Annotated in this window: 16 protein-coding genes and 2 pseudogenes; 15 read left to right on the top strand and 3 right to left on the bottom strand. The window is 48.2% G+C overall.

All coding sequences use genetic code 11. The annotated features are described in order from the left end of the window. The first annotated feature begins 33 nt into the window (after positions 1-33). From D829_RS0120870 to D829_RS0120855, 4 genes are all read left to right on the top strand, one after another. Entirely contained in the window at positions 34-1,449 is a 1,416-nt protein-coding gene (locus D829_RS0120870) for an ATP-binding protein (protein WP_017690873.1), read from the top strand. Between the two features lie 331 nt (positions 1,450-1,780). Continuing rightward, positions 1,781-2,815, top strand: a complete 1,035-nt coding sequence (locus D829_RS0120865; protein WP_241230803.1) for an MFS transporter — start codon at positions 1,781-1,783, stop codon at positions 2,813-2,815. A 50-nt stretch (positions 2,816-2,865) separates the two neighbouring features. Then, the gene (locus D829_RS0120860) at positions 2,866-3,546 is read left to right on the top strand and encodes an oxidoreductase (RefSeq protein WP_017690871.1); all 681 of its coding nucleotides are present in this window, start codon (positions 2,866-2,868) and stop codon (positions 3,544-3,546) included. 148 nt (positions 3,547-3,694) lie between these two features. Beyond that, positions 3,695-4,069, top strand: a complete 375-nt coding sequence (locus tag D829_RS0120855) for a RidA family protein (RefSeq protein ID WP_017690870.1) — start codon at positions 3,695-3,697, stop codon at positions 4,067-4,069. A gap of 112 nt (positions 4,070-4,181) precedes the next feature. Here the strand turns inward: D829_RS0120855 and D829_RS0120850 are convergent, their stop codons facing one another. Continuing rightward, on the bottom strand, positions 4,182-4,940 hold the full coding sequence (locus tag D829_RS0120850) for a tryptophan-rich sensory protein (protein ID WP_017690869.1): 759 nt from the start codon (positions 4,938-4,940) through the stop codon (positions 4,182-4,184). 225 nt (positions 4,941-5,165) lie between these two features. Between D829_RS0120850 and D829_RS0120845 the strand changes: the two genes are divergently transcribed. Together D829_RS0120845 and D829_RS0120840 are read left to right on the top strand one after the other, a co-directional pair. After that, on the top strand, positions 5,166-6,131 hold the full coding sequence (locus D829_RS0120845; protein ID WP_017690868.1) for an arsenic resistance protein: 966 nt from the start codon (positions 5,166-5,168) through the stop codon (positions 6,129-6,131). A 73-nt stretch (positions 6,132-6,204) separates the two neighbouring features. Continuing rightward, positions 6,205-6,399, top strand: coding sequence for a hypothetical protein (locus D829_RS0120840; RefSeq protein WP_017690867.1), 195 nt, complete (start codon positions 6,205-6,207; stop codon positions 6,397-6,399). Between the two features lie 72 nt (positions 6,400-6,471). Here the strand turns inward: D829_RS0120840 and D829_RS0120835 are convergent, their stop codons facing one another. Beyond that, a complete protein-coding gene (locus tag D829_RS0120835) occupies positions 6,472-8,100 on the bottom strand; it encodes a response regulator (RefSeq protein WP_017690866.1) in 1,629 nt (542 codons plus the stop codon). Positions 8,101-8,105: 5 nt separating this feature from the next. Then, on the bottom strand, positions 8,106-9,935 hold the full coding sequence (locus tag D829_RS0120830; protein WP_017690865.1) for a sensor histidine kinase: 1,830 nt from the start codon (positions 9,933-9,935) through the stop codon (positions 8,106-8,108). Between the two features lie 143 nt (positions 9,936-10,078). Here D829_RS0120830 and D829_RS0120825 point away from each other — a divergent pair, with 143 nt between their 5' ends. From D829_RS0120825 to D829_RS31640, 9 genes and pseudogenes are all read left to right on the top strand, one after another. Then, complete coding sequence (locus D829_RS0120825) at positions 10,079-10,960, top strand: sugar ABC transporter permease (protein WP_017690864.1); 882 nt, start codon at positions 10,079-10,081, stop codon at positions 10,958-10,960. After that, complete coding sequence (locus D829_RS0120820) at positions 10,961-11,797, top strand: carbohydrate ABC transporter permease (protein WP_017690863.1); 837 nt, start codon at positions 10,961-10,963, stop codon at positions 11,795-11,797. A gap of 662 nt (positions 11,798-12,459) precedes the next feature. Continuing rightward, positions 12,460-13,758: an ABC transporter substrate-binding protein gene (locus D829_RS0120815; RefSeq protein ID WP_017690862.1), complete on the top strand. Its 1,299-nt coding sequence runs from the start codon at positions 12,460-12,462 to the stop codon at positions 13,756-13,758. A 433-nt stretch (positions 13,759-14,191) separates the two neighbouring features. Beyond that, positions 14,192-14,758, top strand: coding sequence for a TetR/AcrR family transcriptional regulator (locus D829_RS0120810; RefSeq protein ID WP_017690861.1), 567 nt, complete (start codon positions 14,192-14,194; stop codon positions 14,756-14,758). Positions 14,759-14,818: 60 nt separating this feature from the next. Beyond that, positions 14,819-16,810, top strand: a complete 1,992-nt coding sequence (locus D829_RS0120805; RefSeq protein WP_017690860.1) for an alpha/beta fold hydrolase — start codon at positions 14,819-14,821, stop codon at positions 16,808-16,810. Between the two features lie 87 nt (positions 16,811-16,897). Further along, positions 16,898-17,002 (top strand): annotated as a pseudogene (locus tag D829_RS34115) (aminopeptidase); the annotation flags it as partial. A 704-nt stretch (positions 17,003-17,706) separates the two neighbouring features. Then, positions 17,707-18,138 carry a chemotaxis protein CheW gene (locus D829_RS0120800; RefSeq protein WP_017690859.1) on the top strand — a complete coding sequence of 144 codons (432 nt, stop codon included), beginning with the start codon at positions 17,707-17,709 and terminating at the stop codon, positions 18,136-18,138. Positions 18,139-18,365: 227 nt separating this feature from the next. Beyond that, the gene (locus D829_RS0120795; protein ID WP_026081316.1) at positions 18,366-21,569 is read left to right on the top strand and encodes a DEAD/DEAH box helicase; all 3,204 of its coding nucleotides are present in this window, start codon (positions 18,366-18,368) and stop codon (positions 21,567-21,569) included. Between the two features lie 46 nt (positions 21,570-21,615). Beyond that, positions 21,616-21,993 (top strand): annotated as a pseudogene (locus D829_RS31640) (hypothetical protein); the annotation flags it as partial.

Raw genomic sequence — 21,993 nt, 5'->3', positions numbered from 1 at the left:
GGCCAGTAAAGTCGGTACAACAGGAGTGAGTGAATGCAATTTTCAAAAATGTTCGTATTGAATATGGGGATGCTTATTACCATTGCATATCTTGCTAGTGTGTTCTATAAATATGTCGTAATACGTACCTCTTCCCGAGTGAAACAGATCAGTTCCGTGCTTGTCCTTATTTTTGCAGGTTGGATCAGTACGGTTTTTGGGTTTCAACTCACCGATGAAGTGGTCTTTGATCTTCGATATGTTCCTTTAATTGTTGCTGTTCTAACGTATAGACAACCCTATAGCGTAATTATCGTGGGTATTGGAATTGGGCTGTCGAGGCTGACTTTTGGCATCACGGATGCTACATTGGCGGCAGTACTTAACATGTCTATTTTGGGCGTGATATGTGCAGGTCTGAATATATGGATGAGACGCAGCAACTACAGGCTGATTATTAAAGGAATCCTTGTTACAGTTATCGTCAATGTGGTCAATAGTGTAAACATTGCTATCGTTGGCGTGATCCCGGCTACATACTTTTTTTCACATATTATGCCTTATACACTCCCTACAGGCATTCTATTAAGCCTTATTTTTGCATTTATTTTACGTGATTTTCAGAATGAACAGAATCGAATTTTGCTGATCCAGAGTACAAACCGGCTATTGTCTGTGCAAAAGGAAGAGTTACAGAAAGCCCAGATTGTACTGGAGGATCGAGCGAAACAATTGATGATTGCCTCACAGTACAAATCCGAATTTCTCGCCAATATGTCCCATGAACTGCGTACACCACTGAACAGTGTCATTAACTTTGCCCAGATGATCAGCGAGAACGCTGACACGATGGATCAGGAGGATATTGTACGTTTTGCCAATATGATCGACCACTCCGGGCAGGAACTGCTCACGCTCATTAACGATATTCTGGATCTCTCCAAAGTAGAAGCGGGGCGGCTGGATATTGTACTGGAGGATATCAGTGTCGCACAACTTACAGAAGATGCCATGAGCCACTTTCAGCTCGGTGCTGAGAAAAAGGGAATTCAGTTGGTTCTGGACAAAAAACAGGGACTGCCCGAGACGCTCTGGTCTGATCCCCAGCGGGTTCAACAGATTTTGCGGAATCTGATGTCCAATGCCATCAAGTTCACTCACCGGGGGAAGGTCACGCTGACCGTAAGCACCAAGCAGACTAAGAATGCAGGTATTCAGAATCGATGGCTTATTTTCTCCGTTCAGGACACAGGCATTGGCATTTCTGAGGACAAGCATCATTCCATATTTGAAGCATTTCAGCAGGCTGACGGGTCGATTAGTCGAAAATTTGGCGGTACCGGACTAGGCCTGTCGATCAGTCGGGATTTAGCGAGATTACTGGGGGGATCGATTGAACTTGAGAGCACTGAAGGTAAAGGAAGCACCTTCCATCTCTATCTCCCGTTGAACCGGGAAAAAATGAGTTGACAACCTTCGCGCCGTGAGTACAATTTGGGATGACAACTAGCATCGGCCGGCATTCGAAACCCGGTCTAAGGAGTGTATCCCCATACAGAAGACGGTCAACGTTAACCCTCCCCCGTTAGATAGCAAACCACGGCGCAAGGGTTCGACACAACGCACTAACTTATCGATTGCAACATGGGAGGGTGTACCGGCAATTATTTTACAGACATTGCTGGGAGGCCCGTTCTTAACCGGGTTTCTGCTGTACCTTGGGGCCGGGTCGAGACATATCGGCTTTGTGCTCGCGATTACGACGTTCGTAAACATTGCCCAGATCGGAGCAGCTTACTGGATGCAGCGTATTCGCAGCCGAAAACGCATGCTGCTGTTATTTGTGGGCACTCATCGCATCTTATGGAGTGCAACGGGACTGATCCCGTTTATTTTTCCCAAAGAGTGGTGGGTAAGCGTATATATTGCTGTATATACGGTTGCTTTTATATCGAATACCATCGGCGGTATGATCTGGACTTCATTGATTGGAGACATTGTACCTGCCAAGGTCAGGGGACGCTATTTCGGTATTCGAAATACGATTCTGAATGCTCTTGGAAGCGTATGCTTATTCGCAGGCGGTATTGTTTTGGACCGTTACCCCGGAGAAATGGGTTTTCTAATCCTGTTTATTCCGGTGTGGATATGTGCGATTGCCAATACAGTCATCTATTTTTTCTATCCGGACGTTCCCTTTGAACGTTCTACCGAAAAGGTTTTCTGGCGGATGTTCATCAAGCCGTTCCAGGATCGTTCTTTCCTGAAAGCAACGCTGTTCCTGGCTGTCTGGTTATTGATCCAGACCTTGATTGTTCCGCTCTATTCCTATGTTATGCTGGACTTATTGAACATTAATTATCAGACTGTATCCCTGATCACGGTAGTCCAGACGCTGGTTATGATGGTCGGTTTCTATGTCTGGGGCAATCTGAATGCCAGATTCAGCAACAAAACCCTCCTATTTTGGACATTGCCAGTCATTGCACTCTCCTGTCTGTCGTGGGGGTTAATGTCGTTCATGCCCGTATTGATCGCACTATTTCTATCTCATATCTTCCTTGGGATCGGTGTAGGTGGATTCAATCAGCTGGCATTTAACTTTACGATCGGAGATACACCCAAAAGTGAAAGACCGATGTTTGTCGCGGTGTATTCGGCTCTGACGGGAGTGACCTCATTTCTTGGGCCGCTGATGGGTGGCTGGTTGTATGAAAAGATGGAAACCTGGTCCGATGCATTGGCCTGGGTCTCTGCCTACGGATTTCAGGTAGGGGTTGGTGTAGTAATGCTGATTCTTACATTTACCCTTGGACGTCGTGTACTGTTAAAATAGAAACTATGACGCATGACTTAATATAACGATGGCGAAGTGGAGGGATGTATATGAATCGTCTCGAACGGAAAGCCATGGTGATTGGAGCCACGGGGCTTGTAGGCGGATTACTGGTTCATCATCTGCTGGAGCACTCGGCATACAGCCTGGTTCGCGTTTTGGTTAGACGTCCACTTGAGCTGCAACATCCCAAACTGGAACAGCATGTAGTGGACTGGGAACAGCTGGAGAGCCAAGATCAATTATTCGATGGAATCGATGACCTGTACTGTTGTTTGGGTACAACGATCAAAAAAGCAGGCAGTCAGGAGAGTTTCCGTCAGGTGGATTACCATTACCCGGTTCGTGCAGCTACCATTGCGAAGCAGCATGGAGTATCACAGATGCTGGTGATCTCCTCCATGGGAGCGAGTGCAGGTTCCCGTGTCTTTTACAGTCGGACCAAAGGGGAAATGGAGGGTGCATTGTCCGATATCGGTTTTCCGTCATTGCATATCTTCCGCCCTTCCTTAATTCTGGGAGATCGAAACGAGAAGCGGTTCGGTGAGCAGATGGCTGCCTATGCCATGAAGTTTCTGGATCGCTGGATGAAAGGCAGAGCGGACAAATACCGGGCGGTCCACGCCGCAACCATTGCACAGGCCATGACAAATATTGCACTGGTGCAAGCCGAGGGAAACCATGTGTATTCAAATGAAGTCATTCATGTCCTTGGTGTGGACGGGGGCTAAGAAACCTTTGAACGAGCTGTTTGCTTCATGTGGCTAGTGATGAGCGTTTCTCGCTTGAGGTAGATCGTGGTATAATAGGCAACAAAAATGAGTTCGAACCCTGACTCCATGCGGCAGCAGGATAACGAACATGAAGGAGAACTCGTCCATGAAAAAACCAATCTCTACCGATCAGGCGCCAGGCGCCATTGGTCCATACAGTCAAGCCGTTGATGCAGGCGATTTCATCTACACTTCCGGACAGCTTGGCCTGAATCCTCAAACGGGAGAATTCGGTGCAGATGTACAAGAGCAGACACGTCTGTCCTTGAGCAATGTGAAGGCTATTCTTGAAGCAGCAGGTACAAGTATGGATAAAATCGTGAAAACGACAGTGTTCCTGAAGGACATGAACGATTTTGTTCCTGTGAATGAAGTGTATAGCACGTTCTTTGAACAGCCGTACCCTGCACGAAGTGCAGTAGAAGTTGCTCGTTTGCCGAAAGATGCACTGGTGGAGATTGAAGTTATTGCCCTGAAATAGGACAACCTTCATTCGTTCGGGTATACATAAAAAGCCGATTTCAGGTCGAATGACCAGAATCGGCTTTTTGCATTTTTACGTAATATTTAAGCGCTATATAGAAGGGGAAATTTCAATCGCGATCCTGATTCCGGGCGAAGAACAGCCATACCGCATAGATGGCCAGTACGATTGCAATGATGATTGCCGTATAATATACGGAAGTGACATCCTTTTGTTTAAGTGCGATGGCGATATATGCCCATGTGAATACAAGTGGGTATATGCTATCCCGATAACGGAAACTAACGAGTACAGCTAGCACCATACCGACAATCAGCATAATGATCGTCCAGGTCGGTTCGCTGATACCAAAACCATCCCAGCCTATTTTATATAATAGTACCGCTGCATTGACAATCGTTGCCACGCTAATCCATCCAAGATAGATGCTGAATGGCAGCTTCACAAGCCAGATCTCAGCAGTGGTTGGAACCGTAATGGTACGTGTTTTTACATACAGCATGATCAGGCACAACAGAAGCAGTACAATAATCAGTAAAGCGAGACCGGTCTGCAAGTTTTGAAAAGCAAAAATCCAGGCTACGTTGAAGGCACAACTTGCCAGAAACCAATACCCGAGACGGGTAATCGAATCCCTTTTCCAGGAAGCGGGTACGAACTGATAGATCACAAATCCTGCCAGCAGCAAGTAGATCAGACCCCATATAGAGAAGGCATATCCAGAAGGTGTGAGCAGCACAGGATACATATCCGATACTTCTTTATTGGTCTTGCCCCCGATCGGCAGAGCGTTGGAGAGGTAGTTCACGATAATTACAGCGATAAAACCAATGGCGTTTAACCACTTGTACGGATTGTTACGTGACATTGTGTTTCCTCCTTGGTTTAACGAATGAATGAACCACGGGTCAGTCTACAATGAATATACCCAGTTCTTGCACATTCTAATAACAGCCGCAAAAAATTCACAAGTTGATTTTTCAGATCCTTGTGCTCAGCCGCTATGTTGGAACGGCACTCTGTCCCAATATACGCGAAACGAAGCAGAAATATGTCCATGCCCACGATGTCCCACTAGAAGAGGAGGAAGAGAATGCTCACAAGAGAAACGATGGAGCAACAGCAGACTTGGTTCTATGTAGTTGCACTGTTCGTAGGAGCAGCGATAGGACTAAGCAGCCCGGCATGGGGAAACATGTTGCATTACACCGTGTCTCCGATACTTGCCATTCTGTTATACAGCATGTTCGTACAGATTCCCTTTCTACAGTTAAAAGAGTCCTGGTCCAACCTGCGATTTATGGGCGCGTTACTAGTGGCTAATTTTATCGTTGTCCCTATAGTCGTATGGTTGCTTACACTGGTCTTTCCACAATCACCAGGCGTTCTGATTGGAGTTTATCTGGTACTGTTAACGCCCTGTATTGATTACGTCATTGTGTTCACACAGCTCGGCAGGGGCAATGAGAAACTGATGCTCGCCGCAACACCTCTTTTATTTGTTATACAAATGATCCTGTTGCCGTTTTATTTATGGCTATTGTTGGGTACCGAGATGGCACAGATCATGCAGGTAGGGCCGTTTGTAGAGGCTTTTCTGTTCCTGATCGTTATTCCACTGCTGCTTGCTGTTGTTACACAAGTTCTCTCTAGAGGTAAAGCGAGCGGGGAGCGGGTCATAAATGCGACGGTATGGCTGCCAGTTCCGATGATGGCACTCGCGCTGATCGTGGTTGTCGCTTCCCAAATTGGCAAAGTCTACAATGATATGGCGATCATCGTGAACGTGATCCCGATCTACGTCGCTTTTCTGATCATTATGCCCTGGTTATCTCGGATCATTGCTAATGGATTTCGATTGAATCCGGGTGCAGGGCGGGCGTTGATTTTCAGTTCAGCCACACGGAATTCGCTGGTTGTTCTGCCGCTAGCACTGGCACTCCCACCAGAATGGGCAACTATAGCTGCGGCAGTCATCGTTACACAGACGATGGTGGAGCTTGCAGGGGAGCTAATCTACATTCGACTTGTACCTGCGGTGATTTTGCGGGATCGGTGAGCGGACTAGGACGTATCTATGTTATGATTTAATATAATTAATAAAACCATTTTTGGTAAATCAAAGGGGGGAGATGAGAGTTCTTACTTATCGGAAGATCATGTTCTACCTGGATATTGCACTGGTTCTGTTCATCGTAGTCTTTTTTCCCATAGCAGCTCATACAACGGGAAATAAAGTTTATTATCTCTACCTGGGGATAGCTGTAGCCGCAATCTTTCGGATCGTATTCTATCTTAGAAAAGAAAGAGCCAACAAGTCGTCATGACCTATGCTATCTTCGTGGTAAATAAAGTGCAAAAAAAGGACTCCATCAGGGGTCCTTTTTGGGTTGAAGCCATTACGTACCAGCCTGCAATACTGTTTTACGATATTCCGCTGGCGTGATGCCTTCCATCTTTTTGAACACTTTGCTGAAATACTTCTCATCCTGGAATCCAACCATCTCTGAGATTTTGGCGACTCGCAGAGAAGGATTTTGGAGTAGTAGCTTGGCGTTGTTAATTCGCAGTTTGCCCAGATATTCCGACCAGTTCAGACCAAATTGCTGTTTGAATTTTCGTGAAATATACTCCCGGCTCAGGTAGAAACGCGCGGCAATCTGCTGCAAGGACAGGTCCTCCTGATAATGGGCGTCCATGTAACGCGCAATCTCACTCATGGGATCAGGATTGGCGTGGTGATGAGCGGTGAGCGCCTTTCCTGCGGCAAGCAGTCGTTGTTCCAATAATGAACGAAGGAGGGGGAAGGATAACAGTCCTTCATAGTCCAAAGGTAACTCGGCAAATGGAATAGACTGTTCCTCCGTCACTTCTTCCTCATTGAATGACGAACCTGCCGTATCATCAAGCCAGCGGCTCAGCATCCATTCCAGCTCGTCGATCCATTGCTGGATCTGCTCAGCACTGACAACCTCAAGATCAGTAATCGGGTCAAGCCACTCGGCGACCGCAGCAGCTACACTGGAAGCCCGGCAACTCATGGCTGCCATACGCAGGGGTTCTTCATGGGCGGTTAAACGCCTGATTTTATTCCCATTTGATGATTCCACTGAAGCATGGGTCCGCTGTTTAATTTGCACAGCATTACGTCGCCACAACCTTGAACTTGCTTCCAGATAGGCCGCTGAGATTCCGCCAGGGTAGGACTCACAGATGGAGATACCAAAATGAAGCCGGCGCTGAATCGTCTGCTCCAATCCATGATTGACCTTGTCCAGAATATGTTCCAATGAAGTGGATGGGCCCCAATGCAGCAGAACAATCTCGTCCGGTTGATCCAACTGGCGAAACATTACGCCTTCGTCTGGTGTGGATAACATCTCGGCACAGATATTGAGCACCGAGAACACAAGCAGGTCCGGTTGACTGCGGTATTTCGCCAGACAATCTGCATCCAGATGGGACAGGCTGGTGACAGCGACACTACAGACAGGGATTAGACAGGGGAGATTTAACTCATCCTGCAATCGCTGCATGTGTGATGGGCTGCTGCCTCTTCCGACGGCCAGTTCGGTGAGCAGACGATCCTGGTAGTGGGGGCGCATTCGATTAACGACAATGGATTGTCTGGTGGATTGTATCCGAATGGCGTCTTCCTCTTTCCAAGCTGTAACGGCCTTTAATAGAGAGGCATTCAGCTCATCTGCTTCCACAGGTTTCAGGAGGTAGTCCATGCCACCATGCCTGATTGCATGCCTCACGAGTTCAAAATCGTCATATCCACTAATAACCAGCACCTTGCTGTGTGGGGCATGAGCCGATATCCATTCAAGTAATGCCATACCGTCCTTGCCCGGCATACGCATGTCACTGAGTATGATTTGAGGTTGATGTGCCGTGATGGCGGCGATAGCTTCATCCCCGTCTTCTGCTTCAAGTAATGTATCAATACCAAAGTCTTCCCAATGACCAAGCAACCTTATGGCATCGCGGACAGGTTTTTCATCATCTACAAGCAGTGCCTTCATGTTGTTCACTCTCCCGCGTATAGTTTAACCCTGATCTTCACACCATGGGGTTCCCGATTGCTGATCTCAAGTCTGGCAGAGTGACCGGGATGTGAGTTTAATTGAAGTCTGCGCATCACATTTCGTAGACCGATGGACTCGGACTCATCGGATTCTTGTGTGGATAACCCGGTTGTTGTATGACTTTGATGCAGCCATCCTCGGATCTCCAGTAATTTATCTTCAGGTATGGAAGGTCCGTTATTATTCAGTTCTATTTCAATCCAATGATCATCGATCAGGCGGCTGGATAGGGAGATGTGGCCTTTGCCTGGCTGAATATCTGCTCCATGTTTGAAATAGTTCTCAATTAAAGGTTGTAACGTCATTCTTGGCATTTCGACAGACAGGGTATCTTCGGCAAAATCCAAATCGACCTCAAGGCGGTCTCCGAACCGCTCCTGTTGCAGTTCCAGATATAAGCGGGCATGCTCCGCCTCTTCGCGTAAGGTCACGCAGGTCTGATCCCGCATGCTGTAGCGCAGCATTTTCGATAGGGAAGAGAGTAGGGTATACGCCCGCTGTCCTTGCTGTTGAAGGGCAAGTGTACCGATGGATTGCAGTGTGTTATACAGAAAATGCGGATGAATCTGCGCTTGCAACGCTTTGAGTTGATTGGTCTTATTGGCGATTTCCAGTCGATATTCCCGTAGAATCAGATTATTCACCGTATCCATCATATCCCGGAAATGACGAGCGAGTACCCCGAATTCATCTCGGCTGGATAGATGGATATCCACATGCAGACGCCCGGCTTGAATCTGGTTCATATACCGCATGAGTTGCTTGAGTGGACCGGTGATTCGGATGGAGATGAACAAGGTTGCAACAATGACCAATACAAGTGCCGCAATGGCAATCATCGCATTATTCCACGTCAGTGTGGTGGCTCTGGCATATAACGTCTCATTCGGGATCTGTTTGACGATGGTCCAGTCGGCGTATGTGCTGCCAAGTTGTTGGTATACATACATGGATCGATCCTGTTCAAAATGCCCTGCGACATTCTGGGCTGTACCTTCGCTAGATCGCGCGATATTCAGTTCACTAGCGGTTTCCTCTCGTAGTGCATCCGTATGATTGACCTCGGAACGTCCTTGGTAAATGATCTGATTCTGACCATCCACCACATAGATCTGTTCCTTAGCCGGATCATACAGCCTGCCACAGATTGCTGCAATGGTATTCATATTCAAGTCAATGGCGAGTACACCCAGACGCTCGGTGGACGGAATATCCTTGATCACCCGATGCAGGGTAATGACCGTTCTGGCAGGGTCATCGGGGGAGGCGGCCTTGAATCCGTACGTGTGACTCATATGTGCCGATTCCACCCAGATGTCCGGGCTGTCACCGCCTGTTTTTCCATGGAGCGAGCCGGAATAGGCCTGTTTGCGTTCCTCCCGCTTCGGAAAGGGATTTGTAATTAAGGTGGATTGATTGGCGGCAAAAGAGTGCAAATACAGCTGGAATACATCCGGCACAGCCGCGCGGATGGTCTGCAAAGTGGTATACACCTCGGCAACCGCACGATAATCACCAGGAATTTTTGCTAAGTTACGCAGAAAGTTCGGGTCGTTATACACAGCGAGCGACGCTCTGGCCACGTTATCCACATAATTGTTGAGATTGGTGGACGCTTGGTAGATCAGGCGTTTGTTTTCTTCAACAGCCTGTTCACGCAAGGCCGTCTTGGTCTGAATAAACGTCATGCTGATTGAAGCGAGCAGCGGAAGGGTGGTAGAAATGAGCATAAAGGCAATCAATTTGGTGCGTATACTGTAGTATTTGGACATTGGAACACCCCTTCTGGTTGCAGGTTAAGAGAGGACAATATTTTACCCCCAACTGTTCACAAGGGTCGGTGTTTCCCTCGGCGATAATGGGGTTTAATAGAAAAAGAGACCAATTTCATCCATCTATAGAAGGGGAGAACGATATGAAGCATCGCAAATCTTCACAGCTGTTACAGCAGCTTGTGTTCGTGGGTCCCTCCATCGTGTTTTTTATTCTCATCATCGTGGTCCCTTTCCTGCTTGGCATGGTGTATTCATTCACGGATTGGAACGGGGTATCCGAGAACATTAATTGGGTAGGGTTTGATAACTTCGTGCATGTTTTTGTGAATGATCCCAAGTTCCAAACGGCGTTTTGGTTTACGGTGCGCTTCACCGTGGTTGGTGTAGTACTGACCAATGTGATTGGCTTTTTCCTGGCGTATTTCCTGACCAAACCGCTTAAGACGAGAAACATTCTGCGTACGATCTTTTTTATGCCTAACGTGATCGGTGGGTTGTTGCTCGGCTTTATCTGGCAGTTCATATTTGTGAAAGGGTTTTCAGCAGTAGGCGATGTAACCGGCTGGTCCTTCTTCAACCTTCCTTGGTTGGGAGACGAACCGACCGCCTTCTGGGGAATCGTGATTGTGTTTGTATGGCAGACCGCAGGATATCTGATGGTCATCTACATCTCATCTCTGACAAATGTATCCCCTGATCTGCTGGAAGCCGCCGAGATTGATGGCGCAAGTCGCTGGCAGGTACTGCGGAGCATCATTCTTCCGCTCATTATGCCGGGTGTAACAATCTGTCTGTTCCTGGCGATCTCCTGGTCGTTCAAAATGTTCGATCTCAATCTGTCGCTAACCAAAGGTGGACCGTTCGGATCAACAGAGTCGGTTGCACTTAATATTTACAATGAAGCCTTTGTGAATAACAGATATGGCATCGGAACCGCCAAAGCACTCGTGTTCTTCGTAATCGTTGCCATTATCACGATGATTCAGGTACGTCTGACGAAGAGCAAGGAGGTGGAGGCATAGATGGAAACGTCAAAAAATTACCGCTTCAGTACCATTTTAACCGAGATTGTCATGGTACTCCTTGGTCTTTTATTCCTGGTTCCGTTTTACTTCCTGTTTGTGAATTCGGTCAAAACTTTCGGTGATCTGCTCACCAATTCGGCTGCATGGCCGGAAGTATTCCAGTGGGGCAATTATGCGAATGCCTGGGAGAAAATTAACTTCCCGTCTGCGCTGATGAACTCGCTTATCGTTACTGTGGTCAGCAATCTGTTGCTTGTGCTGATCAGTTCCATGGCCGCGTACCGAATGGTCCGCAGCAATACCCGGTTCAACCGGATTTTGTTCGGCATGTTCATTGCCGCCATGGTGATTCCGTTCCAGTCTATCATGATTCCACTCGTTACTGTAACCAGTAATCTTGGACTGATCGATAGCCTTGGCGGACTCATCATCTGTTATCTCGGTTTCGGGGCACCCATGTCTGTCTTCCTGTTCCACGGATTCGTAAAATCCGTCCCACTGGAGATTGAGGAAGCGGCCCGAGTGGATGGAAGCTCTGCCTACGGGGTGTTCTTCCGGATCGTATTTCCACTCATGAAACCGATGTATGTAACCGTCATCATTCTGAACACACTCTGGATCTGGAATGATTATCTTCTCCCATCCCTGATCCTGCAAAGCTCCAACCTGCGTACGATCCCAATTGCGACCTTTGCACTCTTCGGTCAATATACGAAGCAATGGGATCTGGCTTTGCCGGCACTTGTGCTCGGCATCATGCCGATCATTATCTTCTTCCTGCTGATGCAGAAGTATATCATTCAGGGGATTACCGCTGGATCAGTTAAAGGGTAAGTGCGAGGGAAGGGTCGCTGTGGCGGAGTGCGAGCACAAGGTCGCTGCGGGATCAAGTTGCGCTTTCGGTCGCTGTTGCTCCTCGGTGGCCTGAATGTATTAGGGCAAGGAAACCACCGAGTATCAAAGGCGAACGCTCCGCTCCTACATCGCATCCTGATCCCTTTGCTCCCACCTCGCATGGAGGTGTGCAAAGGGAGTCATGCCCGCATAGCTTGGGCATAACTCCTAGGGAAGTTCGAATAGCCTGGGCATGACTCCTGGGGAAAAGATTAATAAAGGGAAATGATCATGAAAGAAGCTTGTATAGCCAGGGAATTCTTCTACAGAGTGAAGTGATGGTAAGCTCCTTTTTCAAAGCGTTAACGAACCCACCGCATCTTAAGAGGTGGATAATCAAGGAATACAAATTGTAACGAATCTCAGCAACGTTATTCGGGTACAAAACGGCGTCAGAGCCTTAAAATTCGACCAAAACAACGAAATAGCGTCTCTGTGATTCGTTAGAATGGAAACCTGTGCAAATAGGAGTGAATAACGTGGGCTCGGTTCGTTAGAATGAAAACACGCTTCAAGGGAAGGTTATTCTGTCATCGGAGTGCCAGTGTAAATATGCTTTAGTGGAACTGTTATACTGAAACTACTATAGGGAGAGTGTATGTATGAAAAGAATGACAAAGTTGACGTTGCTTATGCTGATTGCTTTTTCGGTAATGCTCGCGGGTTGTGGCAATGGAGACAAGAGTGGCAGTCCGGTCAATACGGATGCTCAAGGTGGTGGCGAGGCTGCTGCTGGAGATAAAACCATTAAAATCTTCCAATTCAAAGTCGAAATTGCGGAAGCGCTCAATCGTCTCAAAGCGGAATATGAATCCTCCCATCCAGGCATCAAACTGGACATTCAGACCGTAGGTGGCGGCAGTGACTACGGTGCTGCATTAAAAGCCAAGTTTGCGGCTGGAGAACAACCGGACATTTTCAACGTAGGTGGTTATCGTGAATTGGATACATGGCTTGAATATCTGGAAGATCTGTCTGGAGAATCATGGGCCAAGGATGCACTTGAAGTAGCCAAAGAGCCAATGACCAAAGACGGCAAGCTCTATGGACAGCCGCTGGCGCTAGAGGGTTATGGTTTCATTTATAACAAAGACCTCTTCCAAAAAGCTGGTATTACCGAAATTCCAACGACACTGGAACAATTGGATCAAGCTGCACAGAAACTTCAGGCTGCAGGTATTACGCCTTTCTCGAACGGTTATCAGGAGTGGTGGGTGCTGGGTAATCATAATGTAAACGTCGCATTTGCAAATCAGGCAGATCCGGTGAAATTCATCCAAGGACTCAACGAAAGTACGGAGAAGATTCCTGGCAACCAAGTGTTCGCCGACTGGATCAACTTGCTCGACTTAACGTTGAAATACAGCAACAAAAACCCGCTGACAACCGATTACAATACTCAAGTTACGTTGTTTGCGAGTGGAGAAGCGGCGATGATGCAACAAGGGAACTGGACTCAAGTACAGATCGATGGAATCGATCCGGATCTGAATCTGGGTATCCTGCCGATGCCAATTAACAATGAACCGAATGACAAATTGTTTGTCGGCGTGCCGAACTACTGGGTTGTGAACAAAAATTCCCAAGTGAAAACGGAAGCGAAAGAGTTTCTGGAGTGGCTCGTAACTTCGGATATCGGGAAACAATACATGACAAAAGAATTCAAATTCATTCCAGCGTTCAGTTCCATCACGGCATCCGAAGAGGATCTGGGTGACCTCGCCACAGAGATCATGAAGTATAGCCAGGAAAACAAAACACTCAGCTGGAACTTCAACCGTTTCCCTGAAGGGGTTCCACAAGAGTATGGCAGCACGATTCAAGCTTACGTTGCAGGCAAATCGGATAAAGTCGGATTGCTCGACGCATTGCAACAGAACTGGGATAGTCTGAAAAAATAATCCGGATCATGGATGGTATCCACAGGTTACCGAAAACTGTTCAGAAATTTTCTGATAGAAAAGTTAGTCTATCGGATATATAAGTTAATTGAAACGGGCCAACCAGAGATCTTATTCTGGTTGGCCTGTTTTTGTTTTTCCGAGGAGCCAATAACGCTCTCTGAAAAGTTCAAAGTCAGCTATATCCCTGAAATGTGGATAACCCCAAAGCAGTTTAACGATCTCATGACGTATTTAACACAGAGTCAATACTATATGTGGATATCCTGTGTGTATAACACTCTAAATGTGGACAAGTATGGAGTAGTTGGAGTGGGAGGTCCTCTTTTGTTAACAGAAATACTTGTTTTCAACTTACTAGTACTGTATAGTTCTAAATATGACAAATCCAAAAATGAACACGGGACCCGCCAAATCCAAGAGTTCCAATCCGGTGAACCGGACCAAGGCGATCGAAGTTGCAGCGCAATTATTTCTGCGTCACGGGTACAGCTATGTCAGCATGGATGAGGTCGTGCGAGTGAGTGGGGTATCGAAGTCGAATATTTATTATCATTTTAAAAATAAGGAGGAACTGCTCCAGGCGGTGGTACAATACTGGATTGCCCAGTATGAGTCGGAGCTGTATCTGCTGCTCAGTCAGCGTGAGCGAGGAGTGGAGGAGCGTATTTACTCATTTATGGCATTGCTGTCGGCAGGTATTGAGGGCCGAAATTACGAAGGGAGCTGTCCTTTTGTTACGTTATATATGCAGACACCGGACAGTGCACCCCAAGTGAAGGAAAGCATATCCAGATTCTTTCGTGAGCTTAGACCTATGGTGGAGAAGTTGTTTCAGCAAGGTTTGGATCGCGGTGAATTTCGCAAAGAGATTGAGCCAGGACCGGCTGCGTTGTTGTTTATTGCAGCACTGGAGGGTTCACTAATCCTAGCGGGAACTGCCCGTGATGTAGGGATTATAGAACAATCGGCGCGCACGTTTTGTCAGATGCTTCGTTAATCGAAGCTCTTTTTTTGAATATAACTAGTACTATATAGTACTAAAGGGAGCCGTAACAGAATGATTGTACATCCTAACCGTGTATCCAATGAAGAAAACACAGCAGCAAATTCAACAAACATGAATCAGGTAATAAGCAAGTCTGATATTGCAGACACGACCATTTTTATGACAGGAAGTACAGGTTTTATCGGCAAAGAAACGGTCAAACAACTCACGCAGGGAGACGCACAATTGCTCTTGCTGGTTCGTTCGGAACAGCGAGCCAGAACTGTGCTGAAGGCTTATGGAGTGAAGGATTTCGACCGAATTACCTTTATTACAGGTGATTTGTCCATGTCGGGTCTTGGACTTACCGCAGCGGACCGGGAGAGTGCTCTTGAAGCGAATGTGATCATTCATGCGGGTGGAACGATGGACGTCACTTTGGAACGAAAAGTAGCCGAGCAGATATTCATGAACGGGGCCAGAGAAGTGGCACAGCTAGCACAGGAAATCCACCGTACTCATGGATTGAGACACTTTATCCACGTTGTTGGTTATATGAGTCCTTATGGAGAGCGGAATGAACAGGGGAATTATCTACAGGTTGAGCATGTGGATAACAATGAAAGTGCGTATGAAGAGATGAAGTTTCATGCCGATCTGCATATTCGCGAGCATGCTGAACAGCATCACTATCCCTTATCCGTTGTAAATCCGAGTACAGTGGTTGGACCACGTCCCACAGGTGAAACCGAGCAAACGGGTGGGATTGGGCTGCTCATTCAGGTGATTCAGAAAGGGCTTATGCCGGTAGTACCGGGAGGTTCATCCTATTGGTTACCGCTTGTGGAGAATGACCTTGTTGCACAGACGCTTGTTTTTCTATCCAGGGAAGCTGCTCCAGTCGGAGGAACTTATCCACTGTTGGCGCGGAGGGAAGACAGTCCCAATATGAACGAACTGCTGCAACTCTTGGCGCAGCAATTGGACGTACCCAAGCCCAAAGGGGCTGTGCCACTACCATGGATTCAATGGATCATGAAATCAGGTGGTTCACGCATCAGTGGTGTTCCAGCGGAGTCGGTTGCTTTTATTACCAACAGGTCATTCCCGGTTGAAGAGACGGAGGCTCTGTTCACACGTATGGGGCAATCCTGGCCGGACATCCGGGAACAGCTTCCGCTGGTTACAGCCGATCTGGACTATCGTTTTCGGTACACGCCGTTACCTGAGGGTTTTCCGACAGATTATATTCGGTCGCGGAGCGGAAATATGGCTATGCTTGGTTGGGAGGGCGAGGGAGAGCCTTGGATTATTGTACATGGTTTGCTTCAATCTGCAGATGAGATGTTACCGTTAGGAAAACAGCTTAGGGACCGGACCGGGAACCCGGTATGGTTAATCGATCTAGCTGGATTCGGACGGTCCCCGGTGCATCAGGGAGATGAAGCGTTTGAAGGTCAGGTGGATGCACTGCTTACGGCTCTTGGTGAGTTTGAAGGTCCGGTGAAGCTGGTTGGTCATTCGATCGGTGCTGCTATTGCAGCTGCGGCACAGATGCGTAGCGGGCGGACAGACATTCGGCTGGGATTGCTCCAGCCAGTTGCCAACAATTCGAATCCGAATGTCCTAAGATGGGTTTCCCGTTTGCCAAGAGGGGTGATGCGCTCCTTGCTGCGTGGCAGATCGGAGAAAAGTTGGAATCAAATGTTCATTTCACATAGCGGCGTAGGCGACAGCGGTGTTATGGCCGATACCATGGGCAAGAGAATACGCTCCAGTCTCCAGTCCCCTCGCATTGCAGGAGCACATGCAGACTTGTTGCGCTGGATCCACTCGGGTCAGAGGAAAGGCGCCAGATCAACGTTGTGGGCGAAAATGGAAAGTCAGCATTATGCCAAGAATGTATTAGTGGTATGGGCCAATCAAGATCAGGAATATCACTATCCCCAGGATATGAACTCACAGGTCAAACGGATAGATGTGCCCTATGGACATTACTTTCCGACGTTTCAGTATAAGGAAACAGCTGCAATCCTCGCCGAATGGGCCGATACCTTGAGGTGAGTTCAGGTTTGGACATGCAGGAATCCCATGCCAATTGTCGAAAGGGTCAAGTCGACTTTTGAGAGCTGAACCAAAGACAGGAGAGTTGGTGGAACGATTGCCGCGGGTGTTCATATTGATGCAGTTGTACAAAAGCCGGACGTGTACATCGATGACAAGCTGATCATGCGTCAGGGTGAATTGGTCGAATAAATACAGTGAAGAAAATTGGGCATGTCCACAACGTGTCCACAGTATTGGATAACTGAAGTGAAAATTAAGGTTTTACGTCAGATTTACAAACAAATACACAACATGTCCACATTAAATTAATGAATATCCACATGAAATGCTAAAGATATCCACAGCATGTGTGCAATATGTGCACAACTTATCCACAAATCAGGTATAACTCGTGTTTTCATGCGATAAAACAGTCGTTTTGGAGTAATGAAACAAGTTATCCACAGGAATATCGCTTTTTTGTTCCAAGTATTTGAAAACATAGAAACAGATCCATAATATATGGGGATAAAAAATACCAAAAATCGGCATAAAGCTGATCTTTGGTATTTTTTTTGAATATAATTTTTCAATCCAATGTCAGGTTACTTACGCTCAATACTAAAACGACTGACTTCCACCATCCTCCACAACAGGGCAAATGAGCAGAGCGGAGATAGCAACCGTAATGCAACGTCTGTTGAAGTTGGCAAAATTGATCTGAAGACTAAACATTTGATCAAAAATAACCGATACACCAAAGTAACATCTAATGGGACGAAAGTACCTGTGGTGACTTGGTGAATGCGAACCACAAGCAGGTCACTTAGCCCAATAAAGTGCCCTTCTTATGGTTTTGTTTTAATATTTTATAATGATCTGATTATACGGAATGAGAGGATATGGGGATAACTATGGACGAGGGAATGCAATATATTAATTTTTCGGTAGGAGACCAGATCTTTGCACTTCGAATTGATGAAGTTCATGAGATCATCAGAATGGTACAGGTAACAACAGTTCCATTTGGAAGTCCGGAGATCAGAGGTTTTGCTTCGCTGTACGGTAAGGTCGTTTCGGTGGTGAGTCTTCGTGTATTGTTAGGCATGCCGGACCAGGAGGATACCTCTTCTACACGTATTATTGTGGTGCCTTACAAAGGTGGATTTGTACCGCTGATCGTGGATATGGTCGATTCTGTCGTAAGTTACGATCGTTTCGAGGAACCAGCTGAGGAACACCGCCGTTTCATGCTTGGCGTTTTTGACAAAATCGGGTTCTGTGAAGATCATCGTGCAGGCATTTTGAACCTGGATGTATTGCTGGGGAGCTTGATCAGATCATAGTAAGATAACGATCCGTAATTCTTTCAATATTCAGTATTATCCTTCGGTTTACCCAAATGTTCCTCATCCGCTTTTCGGGAGAAGGGACATTTTTTTGTGCCGCTAGGGCGTTTTCAGACACGCCCTAACCCTCGAAATAACCACTTTTTATGGGCAAAGGTTTTTAAATCCGGTCATTTTCGTATATGATGGAGAGTAACAATGCGAAGGGATGACGGGAGACTTTAATGATGCAATCGCTGTATGGAGTATGGCTTGGTGACGTATTTTTTTGTTTTTCCGGTGAAACATCGGAACCGCGTGTGGATGCATGGAGCCACGTGGTAAGAAGGTTGAATTTTGGCGACGGGGGTCGTCTGTTTCAGCCTGCCGCTCTGCGTCTTGCGGAGCTGCGCTGGCCGAATCCGCTGAGGAACACGGCTGAAGCCAAGAACACGAAGCGGCGTCAACTGCTGGGGCGCACATTGGAAGGATTAGCAGTCTCGCCTAAGGATGCTTTCAGGTTGCTGCTGCAATGGGATGACCGTTTGTTAAATGCAGCCGGAATTCAGGTTGGAGAAGAGATGCGTTACTGGATCAAGGCGGCGCAGTTCACACAGGAGCTGCTGTTGCGGGGAGCAATTGCTCCATCGGCTGAATTCGCAGCAAAAACCGGAGCACGGCGACGGACCGGGCAAGAGACATTAACAGGCGTATGGCGGCCACGTTTGCAGCAGGAGGAGGACATTGAACGCTTCCGCGATCTTGCTGAAGCAATGCCTCCGATTGGACTTTCTGCTCCTGGAGCTTATGCTTCATTGGAACCGGAAACGCGTGAAGAAGCAGGGGCTGCGGTATTATTTTCATTCATGAGTGGCATGATTCATGCTGTAGTGACAAGTGAACTGGAGAGCATGGACAGTGAACTGTCCCGTTACCGCACGCCATATCGACGCGGATCTTCGCCAGTAGCCGAACTCTGGTGGAATAGTCTGATCTCAATGTTCCGTCCTGTGACGGTGCAAGGGCCGACGGACGATATGACAGCGTTTATTCATACGCTGCAAGAAGTTGGTGGAACGTCGATGCCGATCGTGGGAGCAGAAGAGTTGGCGCCTGCTGAAGGCCAATTGAAGCTGGTGCTCCGTTTGGAGCCGCCGCTGGGCGAACATGAAACGATCTGGGGGATCAGCTTTTGGGCGGACAGTGAGCAGGAACCAAGCTTGAGGTTGCCTGCACGGACGATCTGGGCACATCCAGAGCGAGATCTGGACCGAGGGAAGGTGTTATATACCTCGGCGGCAGAGCAATTATTGATGGCACTCGGGCAAGCAGCAGAAATGGCACCTGAACTGGAGACGGCGCTGCTTATCGCTCGTCCGGAGGAAATTAAGCTGGAGCAGCAGGGTTTCTTTGAGTTTCTCACGCATGCGGTTCCACGTTTACAGAAGGCTGGGATAACCGTTCTCATGCCTTCAAGGTGGAGTCGTGCCGGGAAACGTCGTGCGGGACTGCGTCTGCAGATGTTGAATCGGGGAACAGAGCGGTTGCCTGGAGCCACATCGGCACTGGGCATGGAACAATTGGTTGCTTTCAAAGCGGAGCCTATGCTGGATGGGAAACCGGTCACGGCGGAGGAACTGGCAGCACTGGCTGAATCCACAGTTCCGTATGTTATGTTCCGTGGCGAATGGATTGAAGTGGATACAAAAGAGATTCGCCAAGTCCTGCGTTATATGAAAAAAGAAGAAGAACAATATATGCCTCTCTCCGAATGGCTGCATCTGGCAGCGGATGAAGGGGAGGATTCCGCATGGAAGGGCCTCTCCGTCTTTGGTGCCGAATCTGATGGGATGCTTGCTTTTCTGCTCGATGGACAGGTGCTTCGCAGCATTGAGCCTCGGCAGGTTCCGGCAGAATTGCATGGTGAACTCAGACCTTATCAGGAACGAGGTTACCAATGGTTATCCGCGATGCGTGAGCTGGGCTTTGGCGTATGTCTGGCGGACGATATGGGACTTGGGAAGACGATTCAGGTAATTACCTGTCTGCTGGACCACAAACACGAGGAACGCCAGGCGGCTGAAGAGGAAGCCCGTGAGAATGAGCTGCTGAATGGATCAGATGATGCATTCCCGGCGGATCAGCACACGAATGAGCGGCCTGTTCATCTGCCTGCACTTATTGTGTGTCCTACCTCGCTGCTTGGCAACTGGCAGCGTGAGCTGAAGCGGTTTGCCCCGGATCTGTCGCTATATATTCATCATGGCGGACAACGGCTGCACGGGAACGAATTCCAGGCAGAAGCGCAGACGCATGACATTGTACTGACGACCTATCATCTGGCAGGCAGAGATGGCCCGGATCTGGCTTCGTTGCACTGGTCCACCATTGTGCTGGATGAGGCACAATATATTAAGAACTACCGTACCAAGCAAGCACAAAGCGTGATGCGTCTGTCTACACTTCATCGTATTGCGATGACAGGAACGCCTGTAGAGAACCGACTGAGTGAACTCTGGTCCATTTTTCAGTTCCTCAATCCGGGGTATCTGGGCACCGCTTCATCGTTCCGTCAGCGTTATACGGGACTGGGACCATCTGAAGAAAATGCCGCATCCTTGCGTGAGCTTCATCGTTTGGTATCTCCATTCATGCTGCGCAGGCTGAAAAGTGATCCGGATATTCGCAAGGATCTGCCAGAGAAGCTTGAACTGAAATCCTATTGTTCTCTGACCCCGGAGCAGACGGTGTTGTATCAGCGTGTGGTGGACGATCTGATGGGTGGTCTGGATGGCAGAAATGGCATCGCCCGTAAGGGAATTGTTCTGTCCTCTCTGACCAAGCTCAAGCAGATCTGTGATCATCCGGTGCTGGCGGACAGCACTCGGAAAGACCATGGCAAGGCTGAGGCATCTGGTAAGATGGAGCGTTTGCTTGAACTGCTGGACGCCATCCGTGATAACGGGGAATCTGCCCTGATCTTCACTCAGTATGTTGCCATGGGAGATCTGTTAGTGTCGAGGTTGAAACAGCGATACGAGGAAGAACCTTATTTCCTGCATGGCGGTGTATCGAAGTCGCAAAGAGACGATATGGTGGAGACTTTCCAAAAAGGAGAGGGACCATCCATGTTTGTTCTATCTCTTCGTGCTGGAGGTGTAGGTCTGAATCTGACACGGGCGAGTCATGTTGTTCACTATGATCGGTGGTGGAATCCTGCGGTTGAGAACCAGGCGACGGACCGTGTATTCCGAATTGGACAGAATCGCAACGTGCAGGTGCACAAGTTGATCTGTCAGGGAACGCTGGAGGAACGGATTGATGAGCTGATCGAAAGTAAGAAGGCACTCTCCGAGCAGGTCGTTGGTTCGGGTGAGAATTGGCTGACCGAGATGTCGGATGATGAGCTGCGTGGCCTGATTTCTCTTCAGGGTGAGACGTGGCTGTGACCTTGAACACTCAGAGGAATATAAATGATGAGAAAGGGGGATTATTGTGAGCGAAAAATGGAAGATCGAGCTGCATATGTCCCCCGGTGGATGGACAGCAGAAGTAAATACAGCAGCAGATGCGGATCAGGAAGTTTCCGTTTCCGCTTCCGCTGCTAAGGGCAAGACCGGATCAGCCGCAGGCATGTTCACGGTCACGGGAACGCCCGCGCGACTAAGCGAAGCGCAGCGCGAGGCTGTACTGGCTCAGCTGCGCAAGCGCCCGCTGACGCTGTACGCCCTGCTGCGCGGCGGCCCGGCGTCCGAGGAGCTCGCCGGGCTACTGCCGGCTGCGCAAGCGCCCGAGGGCTCGCCAGGTGCAGCCACGGCCAAGGCGGCCGTGGCATGCACCTGCGGCCGCTCAGGCTGCGCGCATGCCGCGGCC

It is taken from the genome of Paenibacillus sp. PAMC 26794 (assembly GCF_000316035.1).
GTDB lineage: Bacteria > Bacillota > Bacilli > Paenibacillales > Paenibacillaceae > Paenibacillus.
This window is presented reverse-complemented; position numbering and strand designations above follow the sequence as displayed.